This window comes from Luteimonas saliphila (genome assembly GCF_016774335.1).
GTDB classification, from domain to species: Bacteria; Pseudomonadota; Gammaproteobacteria; order Xanthomonadales; family Xanthomonadaceae; genus Luteimonas; species Luteimonas saliphila.
On the sequence record NZ_JAETWA010000007.1, the window covers coordinates 1 to 17,207 of the forward strand.

A 17,207-nucleotide genomic window follows, 5' to 3' on the forward strand; every position below is an offset into this window, starting at 1 on the left:
CGTCTTGTCCTTGAAGCGACACAGGTCGCGAATCACGCAGTGCGGACAGTCGGGCTTGCGCGCCTTGCACACGTAGCGGCCGTGCAGGATGAGCCAGTGATGCGCCCCGAGCAGAAACTCCTCCGGCACCACCCGCATCAACCCGTCCTCCACCGCCCGCACGTCCCTGCCGGGCGCCAGCCCGGTGCGGTTGGCGACGCGGAAGATGTGCGTATCCACCGCGATCGTCCCTTGGCCGAACACGGTGTTGAGCACCACGTTCGCGGTCTTGCGGCCCACGCCGGGCAGCGCTTCGAGCGCCTCGCGCGTGCGCGGCACTTCCCCGCCGTGCGCGTCGACGAGGATCCGGCACAGCGCCATCACGTTCTTCGCCTTCGCATTGAACAGCCCGATGGTCGAGATGTAGCGCTTCAGGCCTTCCTCGCCGAGCGCGAGGATCGCCTGCGGCGTGTTCGCCACCGGGTACAACCGGCGTGTCGCCTTGTTGACCCCCACGTCCGTCGCCTGCGCCGACAGCACCACCGCCACCAGCAGCTCGAACGGCGTCGTGTATTCCAGTTCCGTGGTCGGTGCCGGATCGAGTTCCGCCAGGCGCGAGAACAGCTCACGGACTTCCGCGGGCGAGAGCCGGCTGCGGGGCGCGGCGGTCCTGCGCTTGCGCGCGGCCGTCGGCCGCGTCATGACGACCCGGCGCGCGCCTTCGCACGCGCCAGTGCTGCCGCGGCAGCGGCGGGCAGCGAGGGCGTGGCCGCGGTGGCCGGAGCTCCACGGTCCGGTTGCGCGGCCGGGGCGAGCGACGCCGCACGGCGGGCATCGCGCTCGGCCTTGCGCCGCGCGAGCCGCATCTGGCGGGCCTGATAGCGCGCGCGCGCGTCCCAGGCCACTTGCAGCCGTCGCTGCGTTTCCACCAGCAGCGCACGCGATGGCTCGTCGAGTCCGCGCAATGCATCGTCGGTGCAGGCCATCAGCCCGGCCTCGATCGCGGCGTCGAGATTCTCGTCCCGCAGCAGCGTGACGAGCCGGCGCGCGTCCGGCGCCGCGGGCGTCTCGGTACGGGTGGCGCACCCGGAGGACTGTCGGCGCATGGGCGTCGAGCTCAGCGCCCGCCGAAGACGGGCTTGCGCTTGTCGAGGAAGGCGGAGGTGCCCTCGCGCATGTCGTCGGTGGAGAACACCAGGCCGAACTGCGCCGCCTCGTACTCGAGGCCCTCCTCGATGCCGGCTTCGCCGCCCACCTGGATGCAGTCGAGGATCCCCCGCAGCGCGAGAGGCGCGGCGCCGGCCAGTTGCGACGCGAGCTTCATCGTCTCGGCTTCGAGCTCGGCTGCCGGCACGACCCGGTTGACGATGCCCAGTTGCAGCGAGCGCACGGCATCGATCGGAGCTCCGGTCAGGCACAGCTCCAGCGCCGCGGCGCGACCGGCCAGCCGCAGCAGGCGCTGGGTGCCGCCGAAGCCCGGGATCAGGCCGAGGTTGATCTCCGGCTGGCCGAGCCGTGCGGTGTCGGCCGCGATCCGCAGGTGGCAGCACATCGCAAGCTCCAGTCCACCGCCGAGCGCGAAGCCGTTGACCATGGCGATCACCGGTTTGGGCAGCCGTTCGAAACGCCGCATCATCCGCTGACCGCGCAGGGCGAAATCGCGGCCCTGGGCGGGACTCAGGCCGGACATCTCGGCGATGTCCGCACCGGCCACGAATGCTTTCGACCCCGCCCCTGTCAGGACCAGCACGCGGACGTCCGGGTCCGTGGAGGCGGCGTCTGCGGCGGCGTGCAGCGCGTCCAGCGTGGCGGAATTCAGGGCATTCAGCTTGTCGGGACGATCGACGGTGACGACGCGGATCGCGCCGCGATCGTCGATGCGCAGAGGGGAATCAGTCATGGGCGAACGAATTCTTAAGGTTGAGGAGGAGGCGAAGCGCCCCGGCGGGAACTTGGCGGCCGGGCCCGGGTCACAGGAAGGCGTCAGTGGCGGTTAAGCCCTGCGGCCGCTATCCTAGCGTGTCCATCAGGGGGCGGTTCGACCGCCCCGTGTCGTGTCTGGGCCGGACTCCGGCCGATCGAATTCCTTGGAGATTGACTGAATGAAAGTGCGCCTGCTTGCCGCCAGCCTCGCGGCAATGACCCTGGTTTCCGCGGCGGCCTCCGCGCAGGACACCACGTCCGAGAGAGGCAAGCTGAGCTACGCGATCGGCTTCAACACCGGCGTCGAGCTCGCGGAACTCACCGCACGCGGCGAGGCGGTCGACGTCAACACCGTGATCAAGGCGATCCAGGACGCGTATGCCAAGAAGCAGCCGGCGGTCCCCGTCGACCAGCTCAAGGCGGCCGTCGAGAACATGCAGAAGCGCCAGCAGGCCAAGATGGAGGCCGAGTTCGCGAAGCTGTCGACGGACAACAAGACCCAGAGCGACGCGTTCCTCGCGCAGAACCGCGCCAAGCAGGGCGTGCAGACCCTGCCGGGCAGCACGGTGCAGTACCGCGTGATCGAGAACGGCAGCGGCGCCAAGCCGACCCAGGCCAGCGACGTGCAGCTCAACTACAAGGGCGCGCTGCCCGACGGCACCGTGTTCGTCGACACCGCCCAGCCGCAGGGCGAAGGCCAGCAGGCCGGTCCGGTGACGATGAAGGTCAGCCAGATCCCGCTGGTGGGACTGCGCGAGGCGCTGCTGCAGATGCCGGCCGGCGCGCGCTGGGAAGTGGTCCTGCCGGGCGACAAGGCCTACGGCACCGACATGCGTGCCGGTCGCATGGCCAACCAGGCGGTCGTGTTCGACGTCAAGCTGGTCAGCGTCAAGTGACCGCCGGGACCCGCGCTTCGGCGCGGGTCCTGCATCCTCCCGGGCATCGTGGAGTGCGTGACCCGCGCACGCGCGGGTCTTTGCAGTTTTGCGGGTGTGCGGGCAGCGGGCCACGTGCATCGAGCGGGGCGCGGCCGATCCATCCATCAGGCTTCCGGGCTGTCGAATGCGCGGCTCCGGGGCGACGCGAGCCGGACGTTCTCGTCACCGGATGGTCGCCGGGCGTCCCGCCTGCACCCGCGCGAATGCGTGACACGCCTTCCCCTGCGCGCTCGCGCCATCGCAGCCCCTCGGGGCGGGACCTTCGTTGCACCGACCCCCTTTTCCTGCGCCGGCACCGCCGGTGCGATGATTCTTGCGGCGACGGGCGCCGTCGTATGGCAATGTCTGCTCCGATGAACTCCACGTTCCGCGCCGTGCTCAGTCCCTGCATCGGCGTCTGCATGCTCGACGAGGACGGCCTCTGCACGGGCTGCCATCGCAGTTCGGCGGAGATCGCGCGCTGGCTGCACATGGACGACGACGAGCGCCTGCGCCTGATGGAGGACGTGCTGCCGCAGCGCGAGGCGCAGCGCACGACGTGAGGGCTCCGATGACGCGTTCCGATCCGATGATGCAGTTCGAGCCGGGGTTCGAGCGCATCGCACGCGCATTGCATCCGATCGACGCCGAACCCGCCGGGCCGGAGTGGAACCTGGCCGAACTCGACGGCCTGCCTGGGCGCGAGTCCGCGATTCCTGCGGCGGTGCTGCTCGGGCTGGTCGAACGCGGCGACGATCTGCAGGTCGTGCTCACGCGCCGGACCGAGGCGCTGCGCCTGCACGCAGGACAGGTGAGCCTGCCGGGCGGCCGCATGGATCCCGGGGACGACAGCCTGCTCGCCGCCGCGCTGCGCGAGGCCAGGGAGGAAATCGGCCTCGAACCCGCGCAGGCCTCGCCTCTGGGGTTTCTCGACCCGATGCGTACCGTCACCGGCTATCGCGTGATGCCGGTGATCGCGCGGCTCGATCCGGACTTCGTCGCGCGTCCCGATCCAGCGGAAGTCGCCGCGGTGTTCGAGGTGCCGCTGGCGTTCCTGCTGGCGCGCGACCACCTGCGTGAACTGGAGATCAGCTTCGCCGGTCGCGTCCGCCATGTCCTGGAATTCGCGCCGTACCCGGGTGCGCCGGAGCAGCGCATCTGGGGCGTGACCGCCTCGATCCTGTACAACCTGCGCGAACGGCTGCAGGCGCTGGAATGACGACTCCACGCTGGAACATCCTGGTGTCGGCGGAGGCGCTCGCCGCCGCACAGCCTGCGCCGGACCTGGTGGTGCTGGATTGCCGCGCATCGCTCGCGGACCCCGCGGCCGGGGAACGCGACTACCGCGCCGGGCACGTGCCCGGCGCGCTGCATGCGGATCTCGAGCGCGACCTGTCGGGCCCGCGCAGGCCCGGGCAAGGCCGCCACCCATGGCCCGAACCCGGAACGTTCAACACCCGGCTCGCGGATTGGGGCATCTCGCCGGCGAGCCGCGTGGTCGCGTACGACGCCGGCGACGGCGCGTTCGCGGCGCGCCTGTGGTGCCTGCTGCGCATGCTCGGCCACGAGGCGGTGGCCGTCCTCGATGGCGGCTGGCCGCAATGGGTGGCCGCCGGACTGCCGGTTGAAACCGCGGTGCCGACGCCCCGCCGTGGCAGCTGTCGGGCGGGATTCGACCACTCGCGTCTGCTCGATGCCGACGGCACCCGGCGCCATCTCGAAGTCGGTGGCCTGCTGCTCGACGCGCGCGCCCCGGAACGCTTCAGAGGCGAGGTCGAACCGATCGATCCGGTCGCCGGCCACGTGCCGGGCGCGATCAACCGCCCGTACACGGCGAACCTGGCCGATGGTCGCTTCAAACCGTCCGCGCAACTGCGCGCGGAGTTCGATGCCTTGCTGGAGGGCCGCGCCGCCGGCGAGGTCGTGGCCATGTGCGGCTCCGGTGTCACCGCCTGCCATCACCTGCTGGCGATGGAACACGCCGGCCTGCCCGGGGCGAAGCTGTTCACCGGCTCGTGGAGCGGCTGGATCGAAGATCGTTCGCACCCGGTCGCAACCGGCGACGCCTGAGCCCTACTTCCCGAGCTTCGCCACGAGCGCCCGCAACGCGGCCTGCGTCTCGGGATCGCCCCAGGCGGCGACGAACCGGTCCAGTTCGATCACCTCCGGCTGCAGGGCGGCGACCACCTCCGCGCGCGCGATCGCGCGCGTCGCCAGCATCGGCTTGCGCGGCAGCGACAGCAACTCGCGCAGCCAGGCCATCGCGCGCCGCGGGACTTCCTCGATCTCGGCCAGCTCGTCCACCAGCCCGATCTCCAGCGCGCGCTGCGCTTGCACCATCTCGCCCGCGACCAGCAGGCGTTCGGCCCGATGCGGACCCACCACCCGGCGCAACAGGCGCTGGATGCCCTCCGGCGCCACCAGTCCCACCTGGGTTTCGTTGAGGCCGAGCCGGTAATCGCCCGCGGCCATCACCCGGTAGTCGCAACACAGCGCCAGCACGCAGCCGCCGGCGGGCGCGTGCCCGTTGAGCGCGGCCACCACCGGGATCGGGGAGCCGGCCAGTGCCCGGGCCGCGAGGAAGAAGTCTTCCCACGCGTCGCGTACGGCCCTCGCATCGAGGGTCAGCAGATGGGGCACGTCGAGGCCCGCGGAGAACGCCTTGGGGCCGCCGCACAGGACGATGCCGCGCGCGTCCGCGGCGACGGCGTCGGCGACCGCATCGCGCAACTGCCTGCACAGTTCCGGATCGAGCGCGTTCACCGGTGGCCGCGCGAGGCGCAGTTCATGGATGCCATCGTGCTCGGTGCGTTCGATCAGGGGCTGCATGGGCGTGGCCGGAGGCGGGGTCGCGATATCATAGGGGCATGCAAACCCGTCGCAGCCTCGTCTGTCTTGCCCTGCTGTTCGCCGCAGCGTCGCTGGCGCGCGCGGACGATACCTGCGCGCCAGTCGTCGAGTCGGGCTGGATCCGGCAGCCGCCGATGGCGATGCCGATGATGGCCGGGTTCGCCGAGGTCCGGAATCCGTGCGACACGCCGGTGGCCATCGTCGCGGCTGGCAGCCCCGCGTTCGCGTCGGTGGAGCTGCATGAAACGCGCAAGGTCGATGGCGTCAGCCGCATGCGGCACGTGGAAAGCCTGTCGGTGCCGGCCCGGGGCAGGGTGTCGCTGGCGCCCGGCGGCCTGCATCTGATGCTGATGCGACCGCAGGCGGAGGTCGAGCTCGGGCAGCGCATCGCGATCGAGCTGGAGCTGGCGGACGGCCGCAAGCTGCGCGCGCAGTTCGAAGTGCGCCGGCCGGACGCGCTGTAGCGGTAGCGGACTTCGCGATCGCCCGGCGGAGCGCGGCGGCCAGGCGCAGCGTCCGCGTGGACCGGCGCCCGCCCGGAACATCCCGATCACGGTCGACACGACGCTGCAGGCGCTCCCGCCTGTGCGCGTCGTGTCCTGCCCGCTCCCGGTGCTGCTTCATCCCTGAAACATCGTCGAACCGGTCTTTTTTGTCTTCCGGATCAAGGGTTTGTGCGTCGCTCATCGATCCGCGCGGTGATGCCGGCGATCCGGTGTTTCAGGTCTGCAACGTTCTCGCACCGGAAACGGGGCCGGGGCTCATGCCGAACGCCCGCATTGCGAAGCGTTCCGCCAGAAATCCGAGCGGAATCAATCTCCTGGACACGCCGGGCGGCAGTTGGCACTGCGTTTGCGACGTTGCCCCTGCGCCGATGTCGTTCGACATGCATGCGTCGGCGCATTCGAACCTCAAGGAGTATTGCAATGCGCATTCGAAACAGCCTCATGACGGCAGCCGTCCTGGTCGCGCTGGGTGCCCCGGGCCATCTGCTGGCCCAGGACCAGAACGAAGCCGGTGCGGGCGACAACAATTCGACCCGCGGCAGCAACCGCGACAACATCGGGCTCGCGTTGGCGCTCGGCGCGGGCAACGCCGCGGCGGACAACAACAGCACCGCATCGGCCAGCATGGCCGACTCGTTCAACACCAGTACCAGCACGGTCGTCGCGACCACCGAACTCAACGGCCTGGTGACCGGGAACAGCGTGTCGGGCCTCGGCAACATCGCGGGCAACAGCGGCAACGCCGCCGGCGGCGATGGTGGTGACGGTGGCGCCGGCCTGGGCGGCATCGCGGTCGGCGGCTTCTCCGGCGGCGGCGATGGCGGCGATGGCGGCAACGCCGCCGCCGGCAGCGCACGCGATGGCGATTCGGCCAGTGCCAGCCTCAACGGCGCGCTCGGCGTGGCCGCCTCGGGAGCCGACTCCGATGCGCGCGCGCGGACCCGCGAACGCGGTCCCGGGAGCGCAACCGCAACCGCCGATGCTCCCGCCGACGCATGGGCGTCGGCCAGCACCTCGGCCACCGGCGGCGATGCGTCCAGCGACAACAGCGGCAGCAGCGGCGACGCCAGTGCGATGGCCGGCAACGGCGGCGCGGGCGGCGCGGCCCGCGGCGGCGATGCGACGGGCGGCGCCGGCACCGGCGGCGACGGCGGAGCGGGTGGCGCAGGCGGTACCGCGTATGCCCACGCCGGGAGCTTCGAGATGTCGAACACGATGAATGGTTCGGCGAACGCGGCCGCCGGAATCATGGTGATGGCGCAGAACAGCGGCGCCGCCGCGCTGATCCAGCAGGGCGTGACGGTCCAGGCCAACCTGACGGTCGGTCCGTAACGAAGCGTCGCGAGCGGCCCCGCGGGTGACCGTGGGGCCGCTTCCGGTCACGCAGTCGCGACTTGCGGCTGCGAGCCAGCGAGACCGAGGAAGAACGTCATGGACGCAAGCAAGCGAACGAAACCCGGTGTGTGGGGGGCATGCCTGTGGCTGGCATGGCCCCTGTCGGCGACGGCCACGGACACGGCGGCCGACCGTGCCAACGGCGCCACCCCGCTGCAGGCGCCGCAGGCGCTGGGGCAGGAGATCCCGAACGACGCCCTGGCGGCGCTGCGCGGCGGCGATCCCACAGTGGTGGTGAGCGTGGACAACCAGGGCAATGTGTCCGGCAACAGCGCCACCGGCGTGGTCTCGGGCGGCAACCACGTCGGCGATGGCGCGTTCGCCAACGCTGCAGGCCTGTCGACGGTGATCCAGAACAGCGGATCGAACGTGCTGATCCAGAACGGCACCTCGGTCAACGTCCGTTTCGGCGATCCCGGCCGCTGATGATGATCTCGCGTCCCGCGCTGATGATGGCTGCGCTGCTGGTGATCGTGCCAGCCTGCGTGCCGGCCGCGGAACTGGCGTTGCGCGTGCCGAACGGCGGCGGGTACTCGCTCGCGGTGACCAGCCTGAAGGAAGCGCGCTTCCGCTCGACGGTGCGCCAGCAGTACGACTTCAGCTGCGGCTCCGCCGCGCTGGCGACCCTGCTGACCTACCAGTACGGCATGCCCGTCACCGAGGCCGAGGTGTTCCGCGCCATGTACGCCGCCGGCGACCAGGGCAGGATCCGCCGCGAGGGCTTTTCCCTGCTCGACATGCGTGCCTACCTGGAGTCGCGCGGCTTCCGTGCCGACGGGTTCGTGTTGCCGCTGGACAAGCTGCACGAACAGGGACTGCCGGCGATCGTACTGGTGAACGAACGCGGCTACCGCCATTTCGTGGTGGTGCGCGGGCTGCGCGATGGACGGGTGCTGGTGGGCGATCCGGCACGCGGGTCGCGCGCGATCCCGCGCCGCGACTTCGAGGCCATGTGGGACAGCAAGGTGCTGTTCGTGGTCCACAACCGTCGCGAGCTGGCGAGCTTCAACGCCGCGCGCGACTGGAACCTCGCGCCGGTGGCGCCTCTGCAGCTCGGCATCGCCCGGCAGGGGCTGCGTGACGTGGTCATGCCGCGGCGTGGGCCGGGGGAAATCTGATGAAGGGATTCGTGCGCGGCATCGCGTCCGTGTGGATGGTGGCCGCGGCCCTGTGCGCCGGTCCCGCCCTGGCGAAGGAAGGCCCGAACCCGGTGACACCCGGTACCGACTGGATGCCGCTCGCACCCGCGCAGCTCGACGGCCTGCGCGGCGGATACCGGCTGCCTTCGGGCCTGCAGGTGTCGTTCGGCTTCGAGCGGGTGGTGCACGTCAACGGGCGACTGGTTTCGTCGCTGCGCGTCCACGTCGCCGACGTGGGTCGCATCACTCCGCAGGAAGCGGCGCAGCTCGCCGCCCTGGGCCAGGTGCAACTGGTCCGGATCGGCGCCGGCAACACGATGCAGGCGCAGATGGCCGGCCTGGTCATCCAGAACACGCTCGACAACCAGTCCATCCAGGTGCGCACGACGCTCGATGTCGGGGTCGGCACTCTGGGGATGTGGCAGGCGCTCAATGCCGGTGAGGCACTGCAGCGGGCCTCGCTGTCGGCGGTAGGCGGTCCGTAGGGCCGGTCCATGGACAGACAGGGAGGTGACGTGAACCAGGACGATCAGCCGGTGATGTTTCCGCTCCGGGTCGGGCATGCGCCGCCACCGTTGCGCTGCCTGCGCCTGGTTGCGGCTGGCTGCCTCGCGCTGCTGATGGATGGCGCATGGGCGCAGGATGCGGACGTGCCGCCGATGGGCGACGATGCGCATCGACTGCGGTCGATGGAGGCGCGGTTGGTCGAGCAGGACCGGCGGATCGGCGCACTGCAGGCGCTTGCGGAACGCCAGCAGCGCGAACTCGATGGACTGAAGCACGAGTTGCGCGGGTCGCTTCTGGCCGACCTGCGTGCGCGCGGACCCGACCCCGCGGCTCCCGCGTTGCCGCTGGCGATCGCGGACACCGTTGCCACATTCGCTTCGCCCGCGACGGGCGCTGCCGAGGCCGCGGCAGCGCCCGGGGCGACGGTGCAGTCTGCTTCGGAGCCGAGCGTCGCAGGGAGCGAGGGTCCGGTCGGGCGACCGCCCGAATCGGCCGAGCGTCCGCCCGAGGTCGCGCAGATCTTCGACCAGCCGGGCGTGCTGACCCCCAGGGGGCGCCTGATCCTGGAGCCCGCGCTGCAATTGGGCTACTCATCCAACGACCGCGTCGCGCTGGTCGGCTACACGGTGATCCCCGCCATCCTGATCGGCCTGATCGACGTGCGCCAGGTCAAGGTTTCGAGCCTCACCGCCTCGCTGGCCGCGCGCTATGGCCTGACCCGGCGGCTGGAGCTGGAACTCAAGCTGCCCTACAGCTACATCACCAGCGATACCGTCAGCCGCGAGATCTTCACCGGCGCGGCGCAGGACTCGGTGTTCAACACCGACGGCAGCGGACTGGGGGACGTCGAGCTCACCGCGCGCTACCAGCTCAACCAGGGTGGCGTGGACAAGCCCTTCTACGTGGTGTGGTTGCGCTACAAGTCGCGCACCGGCCGCGACCTGTTCGAGGTGGTGACCGACTGCGTGACGCGGTGCGTGGCCAATGCCATCGGCACCGGCCTGCCGCTGGAAGCGCCGACGGGCAGCGGCTTCTCCGCGTTGCAGCCGGGAATCACCTGGCTGTACGCGTCGGACCCGGTGGTGTTCTTCGGCAGCCTGAGCTACCTGCACAATTTCGAGCGGAAAGACGTTTCGCGCACGGTGCTCAGCGGCGCGCCGGAGGGCTTTCCGCAGACCACCACAGAGCTGATTGGAGACGTCGCCGCCGGCGACATCATCGGCTTCAACGTCGGCATGGGACTGGCGCTGAACGAGCGCGCGGCGGTCAGCTTCGGCTACGACCACAGCTTCGTCGACCGGACCCGGCAGAATGGCGAGGACGCGCCCGGCTCGGTGCGGCTCATGCTCGGGACGCTGATGATGGGCGCCTCCTATCGCCTGTCGGATCGCACCAACCTGAATGTCGCTGTCGGGGTGGGCGTCACCCGCGATACCCCCGACCTCTCCCTCGCCGTGCGTCTGCCGGTCACGTTCTAGGCGCCCGCCGGTCCGGGCCGGCGGGCCGCGCGCTGCCATGCGTGGCAGCGCGGAGACGCCGCGCAGGGGCGGTTCGTTCCCGGAACCGACTTCGCCTGGTGGGTCCTGGGCGGACATCGGGTCGCGCGTCGTGGCCGACCCCGGCGCCACCCTGCGTTGGTTCGGGACAACGGTGGAAGGCAGCCCGAGGGGGCGGGTGCAGGGAGATCTTGTATGCCCGCGTGCCCGGAGTTGCGCGAGACGTTCCGGTTCCACGGATACGTCGGTGTCGACGAGGCGGGACTGGAGGCGGCGGCCCGTGCCGCCGGCTGGCGCCTGCGATCGACGCAGGACGACGAACGGGTGCTGCATGCGACGAGTCGCGGCGAGCCGTGCGTAGCGCTGCTGGACCTGCGCGGGCTGGACGAGGTCGGACTGCAGGCGCTGCGCCGGCGGCCGGCGCTCGCCGAGGCCCTGGCCGCCAGGCAGGTGGCCTGGGTCGCCATCCTGGAGGCCGGGCAGCTTGCCCTGCAGCCATTGCGCCGCCTGGTGCGCGAGTGCTGCCACGACTACGTGACCTGGCCCTGCGAACGGGAACTGCTGGCGACCGTGCTCGGGCACGCCCACGGAATGGCGTCGCTGGCGGTGGACGGGAAGGAAGGTGCGGCGTCGACGCCCGCGATCGAGGGGATGGTCGGCGACAGCGCGGGCGTGCGACGGCTGGCGGGCCGGCTGCTCCGGGCGGCGGCCAGCGACGCACCCGTGTTCCTGTCGGGCGAGACCGGCACCGGCAAGGAACTGGCGGCCGCCGCGATCCACCGGCAGTCGACTCGCAGCCGGATGCCGTTCGTCGGCATCAACTGCGGCGCCATTCCGCAAAGCCTGATCCAGTCGGAACTGTTCGGCTACGAGCGCGGTGCGTTCACCGGGGCGGCGCAGCGAAAGCTGGGCCGGGTCGAGATGGCCCACCGGGGAACGCTGTTCCTGGACGAGGTGGCGGACCTGCCGATGGAGTCCCAGGCCTCGCTGCTCCGCTTCCTCGAGCAGGGCACGATCGAGCGGCTGGGGGGAACTTCGCCGATCGAGGTGGATGCCCGGATCGTGTCGGCCACCCATGTGGATCTGGAACAGGCGGTCGACGAGGGCCGCTTCAGGGTGGACCTGTATCACCGGCTACGGGTGATCGAACTGCGGATACCGCCGCTGCGCGAACGGATCGGAGACATCGAACTCATCGCCCGCCACGCCCTGCGGCTGCATGCGCGCGAAGGGCGTTTCCGCTTCAAGGGGTTCACGCCGGGCGCGCTGCGCGCGCTGCAGAGCCATCCTTGGCCGGGCAATGTGCGCGAACTCATCAACCGGGTGCGCGAGGCGATGGTGATGGCCGACGGTTGCTACATCTCAGCCCGCGACCTGGGACTGGAGGACCTGCCCGATGATGGCCACGGTTCGCTGTCCCTGGACCTGGCGCGGCGTGAGGGCGAGCGTGCGGCGATCGAACGCGCGCTTGCGCGCACCGGCTACCGGCTGGCGATGGCCGCGGACGAGCTCGGGATCTCGAGGGTGACCCTGTACCGCCTGCTGCGCCGCCATGGCCTGCACGACGCCGGCGGAGAATCGATCGACCGCCGCCTGGCGCTGGTCAAGGTGCGCTGAGTGGGGAGGCGGCGCGATCGGCGCCAGAGGCGACCGAGCGCACGAACCCAGGCAACGGCGACGGCCTCCCGCTGGCCCGATCGACCCAGACGATCACCACGTTCCCGTCCGCGTGCAGCACGGTCCCGTCCTCGCTGGCGATGCGATGGCCGATGGTGACGCTGGTATTGCCGACGCGGTCCGCGAACAGTTCCACGATCACCCGCGACGGATACGCGATCGGCACCCGGTAGTTCATCTGCACCGCGGCCAGCAGCGGCGCGGTCGACTCGGTCAGCCAGGGTTCGCCGAGCGAGTCGAACCAGCGGATCCGCGCCTCCTCGAGGTAGGTCATGAAGTTCGAGTTGTTGACGTGGTTGAACGCGTCGAGGTCGCGCCAGCGCAGCTCGATCGGCAGGCGGAACAGGGCGGTGCGGTTGTCCAGGCTCATGAGCGTCGGGTCGTCGGTCTTCAGGATGCGGAGGGCCGCGACTGGCGGCATGCGCGGCTCAGGCTGCCGAACGGCGCCTGCGGGGCTTTTCCTCCAGTCCCAGGGTCTTGGCGAGGAAGCGGCCGGTGTGCGACTGCGGCATCGCCGCCAGTTGCTCCGGCGTGCCTTCGGCGATGATCGTGCCGCCGCGGTGGCCGCCCTCTGGGCCGAGGTCCACGACCCAGTCCGCCGTCTTGATCACGTCCAGGTTGTGCTCGATCACCACCACGGTGTTGCCGTCGTCGCGCAGCTTGTGCAGTACCGCCAGCAGGTGCTCGATGTCGTGGAAGTGCAGGCCGGTGGTCGGCTCGTCGAGGATGTACAGCGTGCGGCCGGTGTCGCGGCGCGAGAGTTCCTTCGACAGCTTCACCCGCTGCGCCTCGCCGCCCGACAGCGTGGTCGCCGGCTGGCCGAGCTTGATGTAGCTCAGGCCGACATCGAGCAGCGTTTCGAGCTTGCGCGCGATCGACGGCACCGGTTCGAACAGCGCCAGCGCGTCCTCGACCGTCATTTCCAGCACGTCGCGGATGCTGTAGCCCTTGTAGAGGATTTCCAGCGTCTCGCGGTTGTAGCGCTTGCCATGACAGACGTCGCAGGGCACGTACACGTCCGGCAGGAAGTGCATCTCGACCTTGATCAGGCCGTCGCCCTGGCAGGCCTCGCAGCGGCCGCCACGCACGTTGAAGCTGAAGCGGCCCGGCGAATAGCCGCGCGCCCGCGCTTCCGGAACCTGCGCGAACAGTTCGCGCAGCGGCGTGAACAGGCCGGTGTAGGTCGCCGGGTTGCTGCGCGGGGTGCGGCCGATCGGCGACTGGTCGATGTCGACCACCTTGTCGAACAGGTCCAGGCCATGGACCTCGCGGTAGGGCGCGGGCTTGTGCGAGGCGCCGTTGATCTCGTTGGCGGCCAGCGCATAAAGCGTGTCGTTGATCAGGGTCGACTTGCCCGAACCCGACACCCCGGTGATCGCGGTGAACAGGCTCGAAGGAATGCTCAGGTCGACGTCCTTGAGGTTGTTCCCGGACGCGCCCAGCAACTGCAGTTGCATCTTGGGGTTGGGCTTGTGGCGCCGCGGAGGGACCGCGATCGCGCGCTTGCCCGACAGGTATTGCCCGGTCAGCGAACGTGGCGCCTTCAGCACGTCGTCCAGCGTGCCCTGCGCGACCACTTCGCCGCCGTGCACGCCCGCCGCGGGTCCGATGTCGACGATGTGGTCGGCGAGCCGGATCGCGTCCTCGTCGTGCTCGACCACGATCACGGTGTTGCCGAGGTCGCGCAGCCGCGTCAGCGTGCCCAGCAGGCGCTCGTTGTCGCGCTGGTGCAGGCCGATGCTCGGCTCGTCGAGCACGTACATCACGCCGACCAGCCCGGCCCCGATCTGGGACGCCAGGCGGATGCGCTGCGCCTCGCCGCCGGAGAGGGTGTCGGCCTTGCGCTCCAGCGTCAGGTAGTCGAGGCCGACATCGACCAGGAAACTCAGCCGCTCGCGGATCTCCTTGACGATCTTGTCCGCGATCTCGCCGCGCCAGCCGGGCAGGTGCAGTTCGCCGAAGAAGCGCAGCGCCTCGTCGATCGGCAATACCACGAGCTCGGGCAACGGCCGCTCCGCGACGAACACGTTGCGCGCCGACCTGTTGAGCCGCGCGCCGCCGCAGTCGACGCACGGGCGTTCGCTGATGTACTTCGCCAGTTCCTCGCGCACCGCCGCCGACTCGGTCTCGCGATAGCGACGCTCGAGGTTCGGCACGATGCCTTCGAAGCGGTGCTTGCGCTGGGTGCGCCCGCCGGCGTCGGTGATGTAGCTGAAGGTGATCGTGGTGTCGCCGCTGCCGAACAGCACCGCCGCGCGCGACTTCTCCGGCAGTTCCTGCCAGGGCGTGTCGACGTTGAACCCGTAGTGCTTCGCCAGCGACAGGATCAGCTGGAAGTAGTAGGCGTTGCGGCGGTCCCAGCCGCGCACCGCGCCGGCGGCCAGCGACAGTTCCGGATGCACCACCACCCGCGCCGGATCGAAGAACTGCGACACGCCGAGCCCGTCGCAGGTCGGGCAGGCGCCGACCGGCGAGTTGAAGGAGAACAGCCGCGGCTCCAGCTCCGGCAGCGCGTAGTCGCATACCGGGCAGCTGTACTTGGAGGAAAACAGCAGGGGCGCGACCGCGTCGTCATCGAGGGCATGCACCGAGGCCATGCCGTCGCCGAGCTTGAGCGCGGTCTCGAAGGATTCTGCGAGGCGCTGCTTGAGGTCCTCGCGCACCTTGAAACGGTCGATCACCGCTTCGATCGTGTGCTTCTGGCGCAGCGCCAGCGGCGGCACAGCGTCGATCTCGTGCAGCGCGCCATCCACCCGCACGCGCACATAGCCCTGTGCGCGCAGTTGCTCGAACACCTGGGCATGCTCGCCCTTGCGCTCGCGCACCACCGGCGCCAGCAGCATCCAGCGCTGCTCGGGGTCGAGCGCGAGCACCTGGTCCACCATCTGGCTGACCGTCTGCGCTTCCAGCGGATAGCCGTGGTCCGGGCAGCGGGGGAGGCCGACGCGGGCGAACAGCAGGCGCAGGTAATCGTAGATCTCGGTGATGGTGCCGACGGTGGAACGCGGGTTGTGCGAGGTCGACTTCTGTTCGATCGAGATCGCCGGCGACAGGCCTTCGATATGGTCGACGTCCGGCTTCTCCATCACGCTCAGGAACTGGCGCGCGTAGGCCGACAGCGACTCCACGTAGCGACGTTGGCCCTCGGCGTAGATGGTGTCGAAGGCCAGGGAAGACTTGCCCGAGCCCGACAGCCCGGTGATCACGATCAGCTTGTCGCGCGGCAGATCGAGGTCGATGTTCTTCAGGTTGTGGGTACGGGCACCGCGAATGCGGATGGTGTCCATCGCCATCGGGCAGGATTCCGGTAGGGGGCTTGGGGGAGGGCAGCCGGGCGGACGGGGAATCGATCAGCCTAGCGAGCCGCCGATGTGGGGGCAAATGGGGGGAATGCCAGCTTCGTCTCCCCCCGTCTCCATCGATGAGACGCGGGACCGAGGGAGCGTTCTTAACGGACGGCCGGCGGTCATTCGGCCGGGGCGGGCCGGCGCAGTCCCGGCGGGCCGGGTCCCGCGCGTCGCTTGCGCTGCTTTGCCCGCCTCAGCTTCACCGACCGGATGCGGCATACCTTCGGGCGGGAACAGGGCAAGACGTTATTTGGTTGTTAACGCGCCCTTCACGGCTCTGAATCTAACCTGCCGGCGTCCGTTCAGCATGCATGGCTGTACGGGGGGGCTGACGACTGGCACCACAGATCGCTTTGCCGAAGTTCCGGCGTCGCAACAACTACAGAACGATTTTGGCGAATCCCTTCAAAGGAACTGGAATGATGAAGAAGAACCTCCTCAGCCTTGCGCTGCTCGGTGGCCTGGCCGTGGCCTCGGCCGCGTCCGCGCAGGAATTCGACGACCGCTGGTATATCAGTGGCTCGGCCGGCTACAACCTGCAGGACACCGACCGTCGTACCGATGACGCTTACGCGCTGGGCCTGGGACTGGGCAAGTTCATCAGCCCGACCTGGTCGGTGGAAGGCGCACTGAACTACCAGAATCCGAGTTTCAACCACAACAGCGACCTGCTGTGGAGCCAGTACGGCATCTCGCTGGACCTGCGCCGTCACTTCATTTCCGACGAGCGCAACTGGGCGCCCTATGTCCTGTTCGGGCTGGGTTACCAGCGCTCGGAAGAGGAATACGCCGCTCTGACCGGCACGGAGTCCCCGCTGCAGCGTGAGGACGGCAATCTGGCTGCCAAGGTGGGCGTGGGTCTGCAGGGCGACTTCAGCCGTCGCGTCGCGGTCCGTGCCGAACTGGCTTATCGCGCCGACTTCGACGACTCGAGCTATGCGGCCGAGTCCGGCGTGGACTCGTCGGGGTATCCGCACCAGCAGGAAGAGAGCTTCTTCGGCGATGTGATCGCGTCGATCGGCGTGTTGATCCCGCTGGGACCGGAGCCGACCCGGCCGGTGGCCCCGCCGCCGCCGCCGCCGCCGTCCGAGCCGGCCCCGCCGCCGCCGCCGGCCCCGATCACGATCGACCTGAACGGTGTGAACTTCGACTTCGACCGTTCGACGCTGCGTCCTGACGCGGTGGCGATCCTGAACGAGGCGGTCGAGATCCTGCGTCGTTACCCGGAGCTGCGGGTCGAAGTGGCGGGCCATACCGACCTGTGCGGTTCGGACGCCTACAACCAGAGCCTGTCCGAGCGCCGTGCGTCGGCGGTGTACGACTACCTGACCAGCAACGGCATCGACGCCGGTCGCCTGATGGGTCCTGTGGGTTACGGCGAGAGCCGTCCGCTGGAGCCGACGGCGCAGACGCTGCCGGGCTGCAAGAGCGAGGTCAACCGCCGTACCGAGCTCAACGTCCAGAACTGATC

16 protein-coding genes and 2 pseudogenes are annotated in these 17,207 nt (G+C 69.9%); 11 read left to right on the plus strand and 7 right to left on the minus strand.

Features of this window, described 5'->3' with window-relative positions:
* The 3 genes from nth to JMO03_RS00680 form a co-directional block, all read right to left on the minus strand.
* A partial coding sequence (nth, locus tag JMO03_RS00670; RefSeq protein WP_202839193.1) for an endonuclease III occupies positions 1–681 on the minus strand: 681 nt, incomplete at its 3' end.
* Positions 678–1,085 (minus strand): hypothetical protein, encoded by a 408-nt coding sequence (locus JMO03_RS00675; RefSeq protein ID WP_238345768.1) that lies wholly within the window; start codon positions 1,083–1,085, stop codon positions 678–680. The genes nth and JMO03_RS00675, both read right to left, overlap by 4 nt.
* Positions 1,086–1,096: 11 nt before the next feature.
* A complete protein-coding gene (locus JMO03_RS00680) occupies positions 1,097–1,879 on the minus strand; it encodes an enoyl-CoA hydratase/isomerase family protein (protein ID WP_202839195.1) in 783 nt (260 codons plus the stop codon).
* Positions 1,880–2,081: 202 nt separating this feature from the next.
* Between JMO03_RS00680 and JMO03_RS00685 the strand changes: the two genes are divergently transcribed.
* The 3 genes and pseudogenes from JMO03_RS00685 to JMO03_RS00695 all read left to right on the plus strand — a co-directional run bounded on the left by JMO03_RS00685 (position 2,082) and on the right by JMO03_RS00695 (position 4,889).
* On the plus strand, positions 2,082–2,798 hold the full coding sequence (locus JMO03_RS00685) for an FKBP-type peptidyl-prolyl cis-trans isomerase N-terminal domain-containing protein (protein ID WP_202839197.1): 717 nt from the start codon (positions 2,082–2,084) through the stop codon (positions 2,796–2,798).
* Between the two features lie 395 nt (positions 2,799–3,193).
* Positions 3,194–4,038, plus strand: a pseudogene (locus JMO03_RS00690) (NUDIX hydrolase).
* Positions 4,035–4,889, plus strand: a complete 855-nt coding sequence (locus JMO03_RS00695; protein ID WP_202839199.1) for a sulfurtransferase — start codon at positions 4,035–4,037, stop codon at positions 4,887–4,889. The pseudogene JMO03_RS00690 and the gene JMO03_RS00695 overlap by 4 nt, the downstream one beginning before the upstream one ends.
* A gap of 3 nt (positions 4,890–4,892) precedes the next feature.
* Here JMO03_RS00695 and JMO03_RS00700 read toward each other — a convergent pair whose 3' ends face one another.
* Positions 4,893–5,648, minus strand: a complete 756-nt coding sequence (locus JMO03_RS00700) for an enoyl-CoA hydratase/isomerase family protein (protein WP_202839201.1) — start codon at positions 5,646–5,648, stop codon at positions 4,893–4,895.
* Between the two features lie 38 nt (positions 5,649–5,686).
* Here JMO03_RS00700 and JMO03_RS00705 point away from each other — a divergent pair, with 38 nt between their 5' ends.
* Complete coding sequence (locus tag JMO03_RS00705; protein WP_202839203.1) at positions 5,687–6,133, plus strand: copper chaperone PCu(A)C; 447 nt, start codon at positions 5,687–5,689, stop codon at positions 6,131–6,133.
* 256 nt (positions 6,134–6,389) lie between these two features.
* Here JMO03_RS00705 and JMO03_RS00710 read toward each other — a convergent pair whose 3' ends face one another.
* A complete protein-coding gene (locus tag JMO03_RS00710) occupies positions 6,390–6,557 on the minus strand; it encodes a hypothetical protein (RefSeq protein WP_202839205.1) in 168 nt (55 codons plus the stop codon).
* Between the two features lie 59 nt (positions 6,558–6,616).
* Between JMO03_RS00710 and JMO03_RS00715 the strand changes: the two genes are divergently transcribed.
* The 6 genes from JMO03_RS00715 (at position 6,617) to JMO03_RS00740 (ending at position 12,329) form a co-directional block, all read left to right on the plus strand.
* Positions 6,617–7,507: a hypothetical protein gene (locus JMO03_RS00715; protein WP_202839213.1), complete on the plus strand. Its 891-nt coding sequence runs from the start codon at positions 6,617–6,619 to the stop codon at positions 7,505–7,507.
* Positions 7,508–7,606: 99 nt separating this feature from the next.
* Positions 7,607–7,996: a hypothetical protein gene (locus JMO03_RS00720; RefSeq protein ID WP_238345771.1), complete on the plus strand. Its 390-nt coding sequence runs from the start codon at positions 7,607–7,609 to the stop codon at positions 7,994–7,996.
* Complete coding sequence (locus JMO03_RS00725; RefSeq protein ID WP_238345772.1) at positions 7,996–8,688, plus strand: C39 family peptidase; 693 nt, start codon at positions 7,996–7,998, stop codon at positions 8,686–8,688. The genes JMO03_RS00720 and JMO03_RS00725 overlap by 1 nt, the downstream gene beginning before the upstream one ends.
* A complete protein-coding gene (locus JMO03_RS00730; protein ID WP_202839217.1) occupies positions 8,688–9,194 on the plus strand; it encodes a hypothetical protein in 507 nt (168 codons plus the stop codon). The genes JMO03_RS00725 and JMO03_RS00730 overlap by 1 nt, the downstream gene beginning before the upstream one ends.
* 30 nt (positions 9,195–9,224) lie before the next feature.
* A complete protein-coding gene (locus JMO03_RS00735) occupies positions 9,225–10,694 on the plus strand; it encodes an acetate kinase (RefSeq protein ID WP_337926329.1) in 1,470 nt (489 codons plus the stop codon).
* Between the two features lie 213 nt (positions 10,695–10,907).
* Positions 10,908–12,329, plus strand: coding sequence for a sigma-54 dependent transcriptional regulator (locus JMO03_RS00740; RefSeq protein WP_202839219.1), 1,422 nt, complete (start codon positions 10,908–10,910; stop codon positions 12,327–12,329).
* Here JMO03_RS00740 and JMO03_RS00745 read toward each other — a convergent pair.
* On the minus strand, positions 12,316–12,810 hold the full coding sequence (locus tag JMO03_RS00745) for an acyl-CoA thioesterase (protein ID WP_238345773.1): 495 nt from the start codon (positions 12,808–12,810) through the stop codon (positions 12,316–12,318). The two genes, JMO03_RS00740 and JMO03_RS00745, sit on opposite strands and share 14 nt — an antisense overlap.
* A gap of 49 nt (positions 12,811–12,859) precedes the next feature.
* Positions 12,860–15,682, minus strand: a pseudogene (uvrA, locus tag JMO03_RS00750) (excinuclease ABC subunit UvrA); the annotation flags it as partial.
* A gap of 476 nt (positions 15,683–16,158) precedes the next feature.
* Here uvrA and JMO03_RS00755 point away from each other — a divergent pair.
* A complete protein-coding gene (locus JMO03_RS00755) occupies positions 16,159–17,205 on the plus strand; it encodes an OmpA family protein (RefSeq protein WP_202839228.1) in 1,047 nt (348 codons plus the stop codon).
* Positions 17,206–17,207: the final 2 nt, after the last annotated feature.

Bases quoted from the DNA above. Each gene is read 5' to 3' on its own strand.
- JMO03_RS00675 (WP_238345768.1), bottom strand. From the start codon at position 1,085: ATGCGCCGACAGTCCTCCGGGTGCGCCACCCGTACCGAGACGCCCGCG.
- JMO03_RS00680 (WP_202839195.1), bottom strand. From the start codon at position 1,879: ATGACTGATTCCCCTCTGCGCATCGACGATCGCGGCGCGATCCGCGTC.
- JMO03_RS00685 (WP_202839197.1), top strand. From the start codon at position 2,082: ATGAAAGTGCGCCTGCTTGCCGCCAGCCTCGCGGCAATGACCCTGGTT.
- JMO03_RS00695 (WP_202839199.1), top strand. From the start codon at position 4,035: ATGACGACTCCACGCTGGAACATCCTGGTGTCGGCGGAGGCGCTCGCC.
- JMO03_RS00700 (WP_202839201.1), bottom strand. From the start codon at position 5,648: ATGCAGCCCCTGATCGAACGCACCGAGCACGATGGCATCCATGAACTG.
- JMO03_RS00705 (WP_202839203.1), top strand. From the start codon at position 5,687: ATGCAAACCCGTCGCAGCCTCGTCTGTCTTGCCCTGCTGTTCGCCGCA.
- JMO03_RS00710 (WP_202839205.1), bottom strand. From the start codon at position 6,557: ATGTCGAACGACATCGGCGCAGGGGCAACGTCGCAAACGCAGTGCCAA.
- JMO03_RS00715 (WP_202839213.1), top strand. From the start codon at position 6,617: ATGACGGCAGCCGTCCTGGTCGCGCTGGGTGCCCCGGGCCATCTGCTG.
- JMO03_RS00720 (WP_238345771.1), top strand. From the start codon at position 7,607: ATGGACGCAAGCAAGCGAACGAAACCCGGTGTGTGGGGGGCATGCCTG.
- JMO03_RS00725 (WP_238345772.1), top strand. From the start codon at position 7,996: ATGATGATCTCGCGTCCCGCGCTGATGATGGCTGCGCTGCTGGTGATC.
- JMO03_RS00730 (WP_202839217.1), top strand. From the start codon at position 8,688: ATGAAGGGATTCGTGCGCGGCATCGCGTCCGTGTGGATGGTGGCCGCG.
- JMO03_RS00740 (WP_202839219.1), top strand. From the start codon at position 10,908: ATGCCCGCGTGCCCGGAGTTGCGCGAGACGTTCCGGTTCCACGGATAC.
- JMO03_RS00745 (WP_238345773.1), bottom strand. From the start codon at position 12,810: ATGCCGCCAGTCGCGGCCCTCCGCATCCTGAAGACCGACGACCCGACG.
- JMO03_RS00755 (WP_202839228.1), top strand. From the start codon at position 16,159: ATGAAGAAGAACCTCCTCAGCCTTGCGCTGCTCGGTGGCCTGGCCGTG.